At 72.1% G+C, this 12896-nt stretch carries 15 protein-coding genes and 1 pseudogene; 8 read left to right on the top strand and 8 right to left on the bottom strand.

Going from position 1 to position 12896, the window contains the following annotated elements; all coding sequences use genetic code 11:
- Nucleotides 1-266, top strand: a pseudogene (locus AC31A1_RS33330) (APC family permease); the annotation flags it as partial.
- A 40-nt stretch (nucleotides 267-306) separates the two neighbouring features.
- Nucleotides 307-1266 (top strand): D-2-hydroxyacid dehydrogenase family protein, encoded by a 960-nt coding sequence (locus AC31A1_RS33325; RefSeq protein ID WP_489656895.1) that lies wholly within the window; start codon nucleotides 307-309, stop codon nucleotides 1264-1266.
- 10 nt (nucleotides 1267-1276) lie between these two features.
- Here the strand turns inward: AC31A1_RS33325 and AC31A1_RS33320 are convergent, their stop codons facing one another.
- Nucleotides 1277-1819, bottom strand: a complete 543-nt coding sequence (locus AC31A1_RS33320; RefSeq protein WP_489656894.1) for a DUF2087 domain-containing protein — start codon at nucleotides 1817-1819, stop codon at nucleotides 1277-1279.
- 197 nt (nucleotides 1820-2016) lie between these two features.
- Here AC31A1_RS33320 and AC31A1_RS33315 point away from each other — a divergent pair, with 197 nt between their 5' ends.
- Entirely contained in the window at nucleotides 2017-2316 is a 300-nt protein-coding gene (locus tag AC31A1_RS33315; RefSeq protein WP_489656893.1) for a chaplin, read from the top strand.
- Nucleotides 2317-2404: 88 nt separating this feature from the next.
- On the opposite strand, the gene AC31A1_RS33310 is transcribed toward AC31A1_RS33315, so the two are convergent.
- The 7 genes from AC31A1_RS33310 to chpG all read right to left on the bottom strand — a co-directional run bounded on the left by AC31A1_RS33310 (nucleotide 2405) and on the right by chpG (nucleotide 6957).
- On the bottom strand, nucleotides 2405-3271 hold the full coding sequence (locus AC31A1_RS33310) for a tyrosinase family protein (protein WP_489656892.1): 867 nt from the start codon (nucleotides 3269-3271) through the stop codon (nucleotides 2405-2407).
- The gene (locus AC31A1_RS33305) at nucleotides 3255-3707 is read right to left on the bottom strand and encodes a tyrosinase family oxidase copper chaperone (protein WP_489656891.1); all 453 of its coding nucleotides are present in this window, start codon (nucleotides 3705-3707) and stop codon (nucleotides 3255-3257) included. Before AC31A1_RS33305 ends, AC31A1_RS33310 begins: the two co-directional genes overlap by 17 nt.
- 166 nt (nucleotides 3708-3873) lie before the next feature.
- The gene (locus tag AC31A1_RS33300; RefSeq protein ID WP_366490736.1) at nucleotides 3874-4392 is read right to left on the bottom strand and encodes a hypothetical protein; all 519 of its coding nucleotides are present in this window, start codon (nucleotides 4390-4392) and stop codon (nucleotides 3874-3876) included.
- A 186-nt stretch (nucleotides 4393-4578) separates the two neighbouring features.
- Nucleotides 4579-5076: a DUF5949 family protein gene (locus AC31A1_RS33295; protein ID WP_366091436.1), complete on the bottom strand. Its 498-nt coding sequence runs from the start codon at nucleotides 5074-5076 to the stop codon at nucleotides 4579-4581.
- Between the two features lie 127 nt (nucleotides 5077-5203).
- Complete coding sequence (locus AC31A1_RS33290; protein WP_266856879.1) at nucleotides 5204-5494, bottom strand: hypothetical protein; 291 nt, start codon at nucleotides 5492-5494, stop codon at nucleotides 5204-5206.
- A gap of 255 nt (nucleotides 5495-5749) precedes the next feature.
- Entirely contained in the window at nucleotides 5750-6457 is a 708-nt protein-coding gene (locus AC31A1_RS33285) for a hypothetical protein (protein WP_489656890.1), read from the bottom strand.
- A 260-nt stretch (nucleotides 6458-6717) separates the two neighbouring features.
- Nucleotides 6718-6957, bottom strand: coding sequence for a chaplin ChpG (gene chpG, locus AC31A1_RS33280; RefSeq protein ID WP_019065678.1), 240 nt, complete (start codon nucleotides 6955-6957; stop codon nucleotides 6718-6720).
- A 253-nt stretch (nucleotides 6958-7210) separates the two neighbouring features.
- On the opposite strand from chpG, the gene AC31A1_RS33275 reads away from it, so the two are divergent.
- The 5 genes from AC31A1_RS33275 to AC31A1_RS33255 form a co-directional block, all read left to right on the top strand.
- Nucleotides 7211-8290, top strand: a complete 1080-nt coding sequence (locus AC31A1_RS33275) for a DUF3344 domain-containing protein (protein WP_489656889.1) — start codon at nucleotides 7211-7213, stop codon at nucleotides 8288-8290.
- Between the two features lie 54 nt (nucleotides 8291-8344).
- Entirely contained in the window at nucleotides 8345-9520 is a 1176-nt protein-coding gene (locus tag AC31A1_RS33270; protein ID WP_489656888.1) for a glycosyltransferase, read from the top strand.
- Nucleotides 9517-10938, top strand: a complete 1422-nt coding sequence (locus AC31A1_RS33265) for a sugar transferase (RefSeq protein WP_489656887.1) — start codon at nucleotides 9517-9519, stop codon at nucleotides 10936-10938. The genes AC31A1_RS33270 and AC31A1_RS33265 overlap by 4 nt, the downstream gene beginning before the upstream one ends.
- Before the next feature lie 66 nt (nucleotides 10939-11004).
- Complete coding sequence (locus AC31A1_RS33260) at nucleotides 11005-12345, top strand: O-antigen ligase family protein (RefSeq protein WP_489656886.1); 1341 nt, start codon at nucleotides 11005-11007, stop codon at nucleotides 12343-12345.
- Nucleotides 12336-12896 (top strand): lipid II flippase MurJ (locus tag AC31A1_RS33255; RefSeq protein WP_489656885.1); only part of this gene is annotated, 561 nt, incomplete at its 3' end. The genes AC31A1_RS33260 and AC31A1_RS33255, both read left to right, overlap by 10 nt.

Genomic DNA, 12896 nt, shown 5'->3' with positions numbered 1-12896 from the left:
CCTACAAGGCGCCCGTCCCCATCGTGCTCAGTGTGGTGCTCACCGCGCTCATCGTGTTCGCGAGTGTGCAGCTGGTCGCGCCCGGTGCGGGCGACCACTGGTTCGGCGCCGACTACGCCCCGGACGGCTGGACCAAGGGCGAGCGCGGGCAGTACCTGCTGACGGAGCTCGTACCGCTCCTCGGCTTCATGCTCCTCGGCGTCCTCTTCTGGGCTCTGGGGAAGCCGACGCGGACGGCCAACTCGGTCTCGCTCAGCAAGGAGTAGCGTTCCGGACGATCACCGGGAACCTACCCAAGGAACTGCCGTGCCCCTGCGCTGTGTTGTCCTCGACGACTATCAGAACGCGGCGACCGGACTCGCCGACTGGTCGCCCGTCGAGGACACCGTGGAGGTCGTGAGCCTGCGCGAACACCTCGACGACGAGGCCGAGTTGGCCGCCGCCCTCGCCACCGCCGACATCGTCGTCACCCTGCGCGAACGCGTCCCCTTCCCCGCCTCGCTGATCGCCCGACTCCCCCGCCTGAAGCTGCTGATCGCCTCCGGCATGCGCAACACGGTCATCGACTACGCCGCCGCGAAGGCGCACGGCGTCACCGTGTGCGGTACGGCCAGCTCCTCGACCCCGCCCGTCGAACTCACCTGGGCGCTGCTGCTCGGCCTCGCCCGCGGAATCGTCGAGGAGGCCAACTCCCTGCGCGGCGGCGGCCCTTGGCAGCAGACGGTCGGCGCCGACCTGCACGGCCGCACCCTCGGACTGCTCGGGCTCGGCAGGATCGGCGGCCGCGTCGCACAGGTGGGCCTCGCCTTCGGCATGCGCGTCACGGCGTGGAGCCAGCACCTCACAGCGGAACGCGCGGACGAAGTCGGCGTACAACTCGCCCCGTCCAAGGAGCAGTTGCTCGCGGACAGCGACTTCGTCTCCGTCCACCTCGCCCTCGGCGACCGCACCCGCGGTCTCCTCGGCCCCGCCGAACTCGCCCTCCTCAAGCCCACCGCGTACCTGATCAACACCTCACGCGCGGCGATCGTCGACCAGGACGCCCTGCTCGCCGCGCTGCACGAGGGCCGGATCGCCGGTGCCGGGATCGACGTCTTCGACACCGAGCCCCTCCCCGCCGGCCACCCGATGCGCACGGCCCCGCGCCTGCTCGCGACACCCCACCTCGGGTATGTGTCGCGGGCCAACTACACGGCGTACTACGGCCAGGCCGTCGAGAACATCCAGGCCTACCTGGCGGGTTCGCCCGTACGGCAGCTGCCGTAGGAACAGCGGGTCACGCGGCTGCCGGCCGCCGGTAGACGCCTTCGCTCCGGCGCAGGTGGTGGAGGTCCACCAGGTAGCGCCGGAGCGTCACATGGTCGACCTCGCCCTCGTCGCACCAGGCGCGCAGCTTCTCGTTGACCGTGCGCTCGGGGTACTCCACACCGGGGGCGAAGGTCTGCTCGGCGATGTGCTGGAGCACCACCTGCTTGCGGGTCCACTGGGCGGGGAGCCGGACGAGGCGGCCGCCCCGGACGAAGGTCCGCAGGATCATGTCGGTGTGCTCGTCGCCGGTGACCGGGCCGGCCTCGACCGGCTCGGCGTCCTCGCGGGCCAGTTTCCTGAACAGGTCGTAGTCGACGCGGAGTTCACCGTCGTCCATGGTCTTCACCACGCCCTGTTCGCGCAGCCGCAGCAGGGCGACGGCCGTGCCTCTCGGGGTCAGGCCGGCCACCTCGGCGACCTGCTCGGAGGTCTCGGCCCCCAGAGCCACCGCCGCGAAGGCGCGCACACGGTTCTGCTCGGCGAACAGACGGAACAGTTGGTCGGTTGCCATGACCGGAGGCTAATGGACACCCACCCGTCCAGGGCACCGAATTTCCGCCCGTCGAACATCCGCGCCCGGCGCTCGAAGCCGTGTTCCCAAAGGGTGATCCCCACGTCGGCGCCGTTACCAGCCATGCGCCGCCGCGTTGAACTCCAAGTGCGGTGGCGAGTCGTGCCGTCGCACTCATCGAACCAAAGGAGAACGTGATGTCTCGCATCGCGAAGGCGGCCGTCGTCGCCCTCGGCACGGGTGCCGTGGCGCTCGGTGGTGCCGGCCTGGCCATGGCGGACGCGGGCGCGCAGGGTGCGGCCGTCGGTTCGCCCGGCGTCCTGTCGGGCAACATCGTGCAGGTCCCGATCCACATCCCGGTCAACGTCTGCGGCAACACCGTCAGCGTGATCGGCCTGCTGAACCCGGCCTTCGGCAACACCTGCGCCAACGTGAGCGGCCACGACCACCCCGGCCACCCCGGCCCGGGCTACGGCGGCAACGGCTACGGCCACTGATTCGACCGCACGCGCGGACGGACGTACGCGAAGAGCCCCGGCACCTCAGGCGCCGGGGCTCTCCCCGTTTCCCCATGCCGACGACCGGTCAGGCGTACCGGTAGACCGCGCTGACGTCCTCCAGCTGCTCCGGCGTCACGTCCCACGGCGGCATCCGCTCCTGCCGTGCCACGACCCGCCCCTCCTGGTCGTCGCCCGCGCCCGGCGGCTTCGCCGGAAGGTAGCGGGCGCCGCGGTGTCTGCTCTGCCAGCGCGACCACTGCAGGTCGATGAAGGCGTGGTGCAGCCAGAACACCGGGTCGTTGACGGACGCGCCGCCGAGCATCACTCCGCCGACCCACTTGTGGACCCGGTTGTGGTTGCGCCAGGACGCGCTGCCCGACCCGGTGCCCCACCCTTCGAGCCGGTTGCGGAACCCCGTGCGGCAGGTCGAGTCCCAGGGCGGGACGTCGTAGACCGGGTCGGCGAGCGCCCCGTTCAGGTCGCTCCTCGTCGGCAGCGCGATCGGGGAGCCGGCCCGGCCCAGGTCGCGGGTGAGGTACGGCTCGTCGGTGATGTTCTCCGTGATCTTCCACCTGCCCGTCGCGTAGGCGAACGGCCCGGTCGTCACCTGGTGGTCGGAGCGCCGCCCGGTGCCGCCGAGCAGGTCCTTGGTCCAGGGCGTGGAGGTCGCGGAGCGTTCGCGCGTCCAGTCCCAATAGGGCACCGTCACCGAGGAGTCGACCCGGCGCAGCGCCCGCTCCAGGTCCAGCAGGAACTGCCGGTGCCAGGGCAGGAAGGAGGGCGCCATGTGCGCCGAGCGCAGTCCGTACTCCCCGTCGGGCACGAAGAACTCGATGTGCGTGCGCACGAACTCGTCGTACTCGCCCCGCCGTTTGACCTCCAGCAGCGCCGCCACGAACCGCCGCTTCTCGGCGCTCGTGAGCGTGCTGACGTCCTTACGCGTGTACGCCATGGTCTCCCCCCATGTGCATCTGCTCCATCGGGCCGTCCGCCTCGCGCAGTTCCCTGCCGGGGCTCAGCTCGTCGACGGCCGCGCGGGTCGCCTCCAGGGCGGTGGGATACGAGCGGTAGTGGTCGACCATGCTCAGCCAGGTGCCGTCCGCGCGCCGCATCAGATGCAGCGGCCGGCCGTCCACCGTGACCTGCCACCCGTCCTTCAGCACGCCGTGGATACGACGGCCCCGGTACGTCTCGTCGAAGGCGGTGTCCCCGGGGTCCTCGCCGGAGCGCGTGGGCCGCGAGGCCGCGACGACGGGCACGAGGGCCACCGCGAGGGCGGCGCCGAACGCCCCGCGCAGCGCCTCCCGCCGCGTCCTGCGCGCCGGCCCGGGTCTGACCGGCCGCAGCGACTCCCCGCCCGCCGAAACTCCACCGACGCTCACACTCATGGCCCAGCTCCCTCGTCCGGTACGGCTCGTTCGAGGGGCTAACCGTCCGGTGGCCCATGCGGTCACTCTCCGCAGGGCTCGGGCAGACAGAAGGGCCCGGGTCGCACCACCCGGGCCCTCGTCCGCTCCGGCCCTGCGGCCGCCTTCGTTCTTCCCGCGCTACGGCCTAGAGACCGGCGCCCGTGACCAGGTCCGCGCCCGGCACGGTCTGGAGCACCGGGGCCAGGACGCCCAGCTGGGGCGCCTTCAGGTCCGGGAGGCCGAAGTTGTCGGGGTTGGGCGGGGTCAGCGGCACGTCCAGCGCCAGGCCCGGGGCCATCGTGCGCAGGTCGGAGGCGGGCGCGCTGACACCGAGGTGGTCGAAGCCGTCGCCGAGGACATGCGGCAGCGGTGCGCGCAGCTCGGCGCCGGGGAGGCCGCCGTGGACCGGGAGTTGGGGCAGTACCCGTTCCGGGATGAGCCGGCCCTCGACGTACCGCGGGCCCTCGGGCGAGCCCGGCATGGGCACGGGCACCTCCCCGCCCAGCTTGGGCAGCTCCATGCCGAGGGCGCTCTCCGCGCCCTCAAGCGGCACGGGTACGGGGACCGTGCCGATCGCGGCGGCGGGGGTCGCGACGGCGGCGCCGGTCGCGGCCGCCACGGCCGTGATGACGGCGGCGATGGTTCCTCGGGTGGTCGACTTCATGGAGTGCGGTCCCTTTCGGAATTCGGAGGCTCTGCGTGCTGACCGGGTAACGAGGCCGGGCAGCGCATCAGTTCAAGATTCCCCCGAGTGCCGTAGTAGTCAGCTTTCCGGAATTCCCGTCAGCGGGTCGGAAGTTGCTTCCCGTCAGCGGGCCGGAACCGGCAATTCCCGCCCGCTGTCCGGTTGTCAGCCGCGCAGGCTGCGGGCGGGCAGGATGATGTGCGCGGCGGCGTTCAGGGTGTCCTCGGAGCCGGCGAACTCGGCCAGCGCCTCGGGGGTGACGGGCTTGCCCGGCTCGGCCTCGGGCCAGGGGCGGGTGGTGAACACGAGGTAGGCGAAGCCGCGTTCGCCGACCGCCGCGAGCCACTCGGGCGGCGGCACGCACTGGGCGTTGAGCTGCGGCATGTTGAGGACGGCCTGCCCGGACTCGATGAGCATGGTGATCGGCAGGCTGGGCCTGGTGGCGCCGTCGACGACGTTGCCGCCGACCGGGAGCCCGTTGTCGGTCAGCAGCCGTTCCACGGCGGCGGTGGCGGCCTCGGGGCCGTCCGCGGCGTCGCCCAGGGTGTAGGCGAGGAGGTAGGGCATGTCCCCGTCGGGGGCCTCGCCGCTCCACGCCAGGACGACGAGGGTGCCGAGGTCGGCGACGCGGAAGGGGCGCGTTTCGCTTGAGGTTGAGGTCACCGCGCGACCTTATCGACGGGCCGGAAGGCCACCGGACGCGTTCTCACCCGTCCGGCCGATGGCGCGGGCGCCCCGCCACACGAACGAGGGACGCCTCACGACGCCCCTCGAACACCACCGGGGCGACTCAGCTCTGCAGCGGCAGACCGCCGAGCAGCGGGTTGTGCTGGTTCAGCGCGGCGGTCGCACCCTTGACGGTGTTGAGCGCGGAGCCCTTGTTCTCGGTGTCGAGCGCGTCCGACTGGTGCTGCAACGGCATCACGTCGGCGGGCTGGAGCTGACCACTGGTGAGGGTGTTGACGGCGCCGGTGAGGCTGGTGGGCGTCACGTCGGCGGGGCTGTAGGCGAACGCGGGCGCGGCGGCACCGGCGATGGCGAGGGACCCGGCAACGACAGCGGCAGCCTTCAGGGACTTCATCGTGTTCCTTTCTTCGGCAACTCATGTCACCAGAGCGAATTCTGTCGCCGTGTGTAACGAGTTCCGGCCGGGGCGGAAACCCCGTGCGCAGAAACTTTCTGCTGCCCACCCGAATGCGGTGTGTGCCTCATCGGCGTTTCCCATCCTCATATGAAAAGGCCGTGGAACCGAAAAGACCGTCGGGCCGGCTCCGGAAAGGAACCGGCCCGACGGCCGTTCTACGACTGCGTTACGACTGTTCTGCGGCTGCTCGCGTCAGACGCTCGGAACCGCCGGTACCGCGGGCACCGCCGGAAGCGAGGACGTCGACGGCAACGACGGCAGCGCGGGCAGACCGGGCAGGCTCGGTGCGGGCAGACCGCCGCCGAGCAGCGTGGCCGCGACCACGTTGACGAGGCCCGTCACCACGCCGGTGACCGCCGGGACGACCTTGCTGACATCGCCGGAGGTGACCGCGCTGAGCAGCGAGGCGACCGCTTTCTGCAGGGACGCGAGCGCGTCCCCGGCGAGGTCGGCGGGCGCCTTGGCCTTGGAGTCGTCACCGCTCTTGAGCGAGGGCAGCGCGGGCACGGCGGGAACCGCGGGCGCGGCGGGCACGGCAGGTGCCGCGGGAACCGCCGGAACCGCCGGTGCGGCCGGCGCCGCCGCGGTGATCTTGGCGATGGCCGCGGTGACGGCGTCGCCCAGCTTCTGCGCCTGGTCGGGGGAGAGCTGGCCGTTGTCGGCCTTGAGCGCCTGGGTCAGCAGGTCGGTGACGGGGGTGAGCACGCTGCCGACGTCGCCGAGGCCCTTGACCTGGGCGAGCAGTGCGTCAGCGCCCGGGACCGGCGCGCTCGACGCGGCGTGGACGTGCTTCCGCGCCGAGTCGTTGTCGGCGGCGACGGCCGCGGGGCCGGCGATTCCGATCAGGACAGTGGCACAGAGCACGGAGGACGCGACGCGCCGTGCGGGCAGACCACGCATGGGTGTTTCCTTTCGGTGGTGCTTCGGATCTTGAGCCCACCGTGAAAGCGCTCACCACCATGTGCAACCGGTCGGACGCGCCGGGTGACCGTCCGTCAGCCGTACGGTCGACGTCGTGCCTGGTGAGGGCCATGTCAAGACCGAAGCGCCGGACCGGGACCGCTACCGCCCATTCGGGGCAACACCGCCGAACGCCGACCGGCCGTCCCCCCGTGGAGATCCCACGGGAGAACGGCCGGACGAAGTGATGCGCGCGGACGTCAGTCGTTGACGCAGGTGTTGCCGAAGGCCGGGTTCAGCAGGCCGATGACGTTGACGGTGTTGCCGCAGACGTTGACCGGGATGTGGACCGGAACCTGGACGACGTTGCCGGACAGCACGCCCGGGGAGTGGGCGGCCGCGCCGTGCGCGTCGCTGTCGGCGGCGGCGATGCCGGCGGTGCCCGCCATGGCGGCGGCGGCAACGGAGGTCAGGACCAGGCCCTTCGCGATACGCGACATGGAGAGGTGCTCCTTGGGGTTGAAACAAACATCCGGGCGGGGATGCCCGGCGCTGTGTCAACGCGCGGCACCCAAAGGGGTTGTGCCGCCAATGGGGTGATCTCCCGGAGGCCGAACTTCACCATTCCGACACACTTGTCGCGTTTCGCAGGATTAATACGGATAGCCACTAGAGTTGCGCACCTCCCGAAGTACCCCTATAGCCATCAGATCGCACATAGGGGCCGTACTTCCCGAAAGGGCACCTCCGGTCATGCGCTATTCCCTGGGTCCGCTGCTGCGCCGGGCGTCGACGGGCGCTCTCGCCCTCGTCACGATCTGGGCCCCTGCCGCCTTCGGAGCATCCGCCCCGCCCGCCGAGGCCGAGCGCGTCCCGTTCGCCCAGCGCTACCACGCGCTCCAGCACGGCGGCATCGTCCGCGCGGCCAACACCTCCATCAGCTGCCGCGCGGACTCGGCCGCCTGCCCCGCCGTACGAGAAGGACAGGCAGCGGTCAACGGCGACTTCGACATGTTCTACGTAGACGTCGACCGCGACCCCAACACCTACAACTCCTCCCGCGCGGAGGTCCGGCTGCCCGAGGGCGCCCGGGCCACGTACGCGCGGCTGTACTGGGGCGGCAACCTCCGCGTGGGCGAGCAGAAGCCGCCCAAGGACAACGGCCGTGTGCTGATCGCGGAGCCCGGCGGCGAGTACAAGGCGGTGCTCGCGGACACGGTCGTCGGGCACCGGGTGGCGGGCGGCGCGGACGCGTTCCAGGCCTCGGCGGACGTCACCAAGCTGGTCCGGGAGAGTGGTTCGGGCCTCTACACCGTGGCCCAGATCAACACGGCGATGGGCAGGTCCGCGGCCGGCGCGTGGGGCGGCTGGACGCTCGTCGTCGCGTACGAGAAGCCGCAGGAGCCGCTGCGCCGGCTGGAGTTGTGGGACGGCTTCGGCGCGCTGGACTCCCGTACCGGCGCGGAGATCCGGATGCGCGGGGTGCGTGTGCCCGCGCACGCCGGGGGACGCGCGGGCGTGGTGGCGTACGACGGGGATCGCGGCCGCACCGGGGATTCGCTCACCCTCTCGACCGGTCGTACGAACGCCACCGCGCTCGGTGACGGCGCCAACCCCCGTGACGACGTGCTGAATTCCACGATCAGCGACCCGGCGGCGGCGCCTTCGGAGCGTGCGCCCGCTTATGTGAACACGCTCGGCTACGACTCCGATGTGTTCGATCTCGGCAAGGCGCTGCGTCCCGGCGGTGACCAGCTGGCCTTCCGGCTCGTTTCCCAGCGGGACGCGGCGTGGTTCGGGGCGCTCTTCGTCGCCGTCGACGCCCAGCAGTGAGGCGCGTTCCCGCCCGCAGTCCCGAGCACCACCCGTGAGCGAGGAAACCGCGCAATGCACCAGCCAGCAACCGACCCTCCGCCACGGGTCCTGCACCTCGCCCAGCCCGTGGACGCCGGCGTCGCCCGTGTCGTCCTGGACCTGACGCGGGCTCAGCTCGCGTCAGGCCTGCACGTCACGGTCGCCTGCCCCGCCGGCGGCACCCTCGCGGACGGGGCCCGGGCACTCGGCGCCGACGTACGCCTGTGGGAGGCGACCCGGTCACCCGGTCCGGCGCTCGTCTCCGAGGTACGGCGGCTCGCCCGGGTGGTCACGGAGGTGCGGCCCGATCTGGTGCACGCGCACAGCGCGAAGGCCGGACTCGCCGGACGTCTTGCCGTGCGGGGGCGGATCCCGACCGTGTTCCAGCCGCACGCCTGGTCGTTCGAGGCGGTCGGCGGCGTCACCGCCACGCTCGCCGTCGGCTGGGAGCGGTGGGGTGCGCGCTGGGCCACCCGGACGGTATGCGTGAGCGAGGCGGAGCGGACGACCGGGCTGCGCGCCGGGGTCCGGGGCCGCTGGAGCGTGATCCCCAACGGAATCGACACCGAGCGCTTCCACCCCGCGGCCGTGGACACCGTACGGGCCGGCATCGAGCAGCTCGCCGGGGTCGATCCGGCGGCGCCGCTGGTGGTGTGCGTGGGGCGGCTGTGCCGGCAGAAGGGCCAGGACGTCCTGCTGACGGCGTGGGACGCGATCCTCCGACGGGTGCCGAAGGCGCGGCTCGTGCTCGTCGGCGACGGGCCCGACCGCGCCGCACTGCGCCAACTCGCCCCGGATTCCGTGCTGTTCGCGGGCGCCGTCACCGATCCCGTGCCCTGGTACCAGGCCGCCGACCTGGTGGTCCTGCCCTCGCGCTGGGAGGGCATGGCGCTCGCCCCGCTGGAGGCGATGGCCTGCGGGCGGCCCGTCGTCGTCACCGATGTGGCCGGCGCCCGGGAGAGCCTGCCACCCGGTCTCGCTCCTCGCTGTCTGGTCCCGGCCGAGAACCCGGCGGTGCTGTCCGGGGCCGTCGCCGAGCTGCTGCTCGACCCGCTGCTGCGCGAGTCCCTCGGCCACCAGGGGCGCCGGTACGTCCAGTCCACGCACGACGTGCGGCACTCCGCCGAGGCGATCGCGGGCGTGTACCGCGAGCTCCTCGGCGGCAAACCCGTCGTGCCCACCGAGTGCAGGGAGTCCATCCACTCGTGACTGCGGAAAGCACCGTCCCCTCCCCCGGCGGACAGCCACGGGACCACGGATTCTCTAACGTCTCGGTCATCCCCCGCCGCACCGGCGGCGGTTTCCGGTTCCCGGTCCGCCGCCCGCCCGCGCGGCCGACCTCACCCTTGCCGTTGCTCGGCGCGGACCTCACCGCCGCCCTGGTCGGCGCCCTCGCGCTCACCGGCAGCCGGCGCGGACCGCTCCTGGTGGCCCTGTTGATCGCCGGGTCGATACTGCTGCGCCCGCATCTGCCCCGGGCCGTACCCCGCGTCCTCGACGAACTGCCCGCCGTCTGCGGCCGGATCGCCGTCGCGTGGCTCGCCCTCAGCACGCTCACCGCGGCCTACGCCCCCGACCGCGCGCTGTCCGCGCGCACCCTGCTCCTGGGCTTCGCCCTTCAATCGGCGGCGAGTTGCGTAGCCCGCGGCGCGGTGCACCGACGCCGCCGCAAGGCCCTGCTGAACCGCCCCCGCACCGCCCTCGTGATCGGCCCGGCGACGACCGCGCAACGCGTGGCGGCGGCGGTGCTGCGGCACCCGGACTGCGGAGTCGAACCCGTCGGCATCGTCGCCGAACACCCGGACGGCACCGAGGGGTTGCCCGTCCTGACCACCGGCGAGGAGGTCGAACGGGCCCTCATCCAGAACGGCGTCCGGGCCGTCCTCACCGTGCATCCCTCGGTACGGTCCGAACGCGGGCCGCTGCTGCGGGCGTTGGCGGAGTCGGGCTGCGTGGTCTGGGAGGTCGACGCCGACTCACCCTCGTACGAGATGCGTGACCAGCTGGCCGGATTCGCCTGCAGGCGGCTGGAGTTGGGTTCACGTCGGCCCGGCAGCTTCGGCAAGCGGGCGCTGGACGTCCTGGCGTCCGGCACCCTGCTCCTCCTGGTCAGCCCCTTGCTGCTGGTGTGCGCGGTGGTGCTCCGTCTCACCGACGGACCCGGTGTCGTCTTCCGCCAGGAGCGCATCGGCAAGGACGGCCGCCCCTTCACCCTGCTGAAGTTCCGCACCCACCGCCCGGTCGACGAGCACGAGGCGGCGACCCGCTGGAACATCGCGCACGAGCCGCAGATGAGCCGCTTCTGCCGCTTCCTGCGCCAGACCTCGCTGGACGAACTGCTCCAGCTCTGGAACGTGTTCCGGGGCGACATGAGCCTGGTCGGTCCGCGCCCCGAACGCCCGTACTTCGTCGCCCAGTTCAGCCAGACCTACCCCGGCTACGCGGCCCGCCACCGGATGCAGACCGGCATCACCGGCCTCGCCCAGATCCACGGGCTGCGCGGCGACACCTCGATCGAGGACCGCTGCCGGTTCGACAACGCGTACATCGACAACTGGTCGCTGTGGCAGGACATCTGCATCCTGGCCCGCACGGTGACCGCGCTCGTACGTCCGACCGGGAGCTGAGCCGTGAACCACCGAGCCCGCATGAACGCCCCTGTCCTGCCCGTACGTCCGACGGGGAGCTGAACCGTGCCGCGCCGCGTCCACACGTTCGCCCCCGTCCTCCCGGTCGTCGCCGTGATCGCCCTGCTCGGCCTGCCGCTCACCCCGGGCGAGGGCGGCGCGGGCCCGGCCGACGCGGTCTCCGGCCTCGTGGTGCTGTACTGCGCAATCCGTCTGCTCCGCGACCGCAGCCGCCCCCTGACCCCGACTGCCGCAGCGGTCATGGGACTTCCGGTCCTGGGCCTGTCGATCGCCGCGATGGGCGCGTCCACACCGGGCGCCGGACTCAGCGGCCTGGGCCGCTACCTCCAGATCTTCGTGCTGGTCCCCGCGGCCGTCGTCCTCCTCATCCGCGACCGCCGCGACTTCCGCCTGCTGGCCTGGTCGTTCGTCGCACTCGCGGTGTGGCAGGGGGCGATCGGCGTCAAGCAGTACGTCACCGCGACCGGCGCCTCGTACCAGGGCGAGGACATCCGCGCGGTGGGCACCTTCGGCCCGACCGACGTGATGGGCATGGCGACGGTGGTGTCCTTCGGCCTGATCTGCGCGCTGGCCCTCGCCCTGGGCCGAAATGACGCACGGCAAAGGGCAGTTGCGGCAGCCTGCGCCTTCGCCCTCCTGATCCCCCTGGCCCTCTCCTTCAGCCGGGGCGCGTGGATCGCGACGGCCGCGACCTGTGCGGTCCAGCTGGCTCTGGCGGGCCTGCGCCGAGCACTGAAGGTGGCGGCGGCGGTGACGGCGGCGGGCATCGTCCTGGTAGGCGGCTTCGGCGTCGGTACGGCGATGCTCCAGGAGCGGATCGACAGCATCACCCAAGTCACCGACGCCCCCGACCAGTCGGTGATCGACCGCTACACGATGTGGGCGGCGGCAACAGCGATGTGGCGCGAACACCCGTTGACCGGCGTCGGCTTGAAGGGCTTCCCCGAACACCGCGACGGCAACGCCTCGTTGGCCCTCTCCTCAGGCAGCGACACGGAGGGAGCAGGCGCGGCCTTCCTCAAACAACCCCTGCTCTCCCCGCACAACATGTACCTCCTGATCCTCAGCGAACAGGGCCTGCTCGGCCTCGTCACCCTGGCCGGCAGCTGGCTCGCCCTCCTGGTCTGCGCCCTGCGCGGCCTCTTCCGCGTCCACCGCACCGAACTCCCGGGCCTGGACTGCGCGTTGATCTCCACCGGCCTCCTGACCTGGCAACTGATCGACTTCATGTACGCAGACATCGGCGGCCCGTCAACGGTCCTCACGGCGGTGGTCTTCGGCCTGGCGGCGTGGTGGTCACTGGTGGGGGCTACGGCTGAGGACCGGCCGGCGGCGACAACTGCGGTGCGAGCGACCGCCGAAGGGGCCATGGCCCAATGGCGGTGACGGGCAACACCGAGCAGGACAACCCCCTAAAGGGGCGCGGGGCTGCATCAATCAGCGGCTCCGCCGCAGGGCGCGCCACACAGGCCGACACCAACCCCCCAAAGGGGCGCGGGGCTGTATCAATCAGCGGCTCCGCCGCGGGGCGCGACCAGCCCCCACGGCGCAGCACCCAAACAACGACCGACACCACCCCGCTACTGCCACCGGCCCGCCTCTTCGGCGCCGGCAGCGAAACGGACGCCTTCCTCGTCGCCTGGACCATCCCGGAATTCGCGGCCACCCTCCTGATCGAGGACGGCCTGGCCTTCGCCCTGATCCCGGCGTTCAGCATGGCCCTGGCCCGCAGAGCGCAAGGCGCCCCCGGCGACCCGGTCCGCACCCTGGTCGCAACCACCCTGCCCCGCCTGACCCTGGCCTTCATCGCGGTATCGGCCCTCCTCATCGGCACAGCCCCCTACCTGGTCGAGGCCCTGGCCCCCGGCCTGCCGAACCCCGCCCTGGCCATCAGCTGCACCCGCCTCACCGCCACCTGCGTCCTCAGCTTCGGTCTG

It is taken from the genome of Streptomyces sp. P5F9, from assembly GCF_057961495.1.
This window is presented reverse-complemented; position numbering and strand designations above follow the sequence as displayed.

Bases quoted from the DNA above. Each gene is read 5' to 3' on its own strand.
- AC31A1_RS33275 (WP_489656889.1), top strand. From the start codon at position 7,211: ATGCGCTATTCCCTGGGTCCGCTGCTGCGCCGGGCGTCGACGGGCGCT.
- AC31A1_RS33320 (WP_489656894.1), bottom strand. From the start codon at position 1,819: ATGGCAACCGACCAACTGTTCCGTCTGTTCGCCGAGCAGAACCGTGTG.
- chpG (WP_019065678.1), bottom strand. From the start codon at position 6,957: ATGTCGCGTATCGCGAAGGGCCTGGTCCTGACCTCCGTTGCCGCCGCC.
- AC31A1_RS33305 (WP_489656891.1), bottom strand. From the start codon at position 3,707: ATGAGTGTGAGCGTCGGTGGAGTTTCGGCGGGCGGGGAGTCGCTGCGG.
- AC31A1_RS33285 (WP_489656890.1), bottom strand. From the start codon at position 6,457: ATGCGTGGTCTGCCCGCACGGCGCGTCGCGTCCTCCGTGCTCTGTGCC.
- AC31A1_RS33310 (WP_489656892.1), bottom strand. From the start codon at position 3,271: ATGGCGTACACGCGTAAGGACGTCAGCACGCTCACGAGCGCCGAGAAG.
- AC31A1_RS33300 (WP_366490736.1), bottom strand. From the start codon at position 4,392: ATGAAGTCGACCACCCGAGGAACCATCGCCGCCGTCATCACGGCCGTG.
- AC31A1_RS33270 (WP_489656888.1), top strand. From the start codon at position 8,345: ATGCACCAGCCAGCAACCGACCCTCCGCCACGGGTCCTGCACCTCGCC.
- AC31A1_RS33315 (WP_489656893.1), top strand. From the start codon at position 2,017: ATGTCTCGCATCGCGAAGGCGGCCGTCGTCGCCCTCGGCACGGGTGCC.
- AC31A1_RS33290 (WP_266856879.1), bottom strand. From the start codon at position 5,494: ATGAAGTCCCTGAAGGCTGCCGCTGTCGTTGCCGGGTCCCTCGCCATC.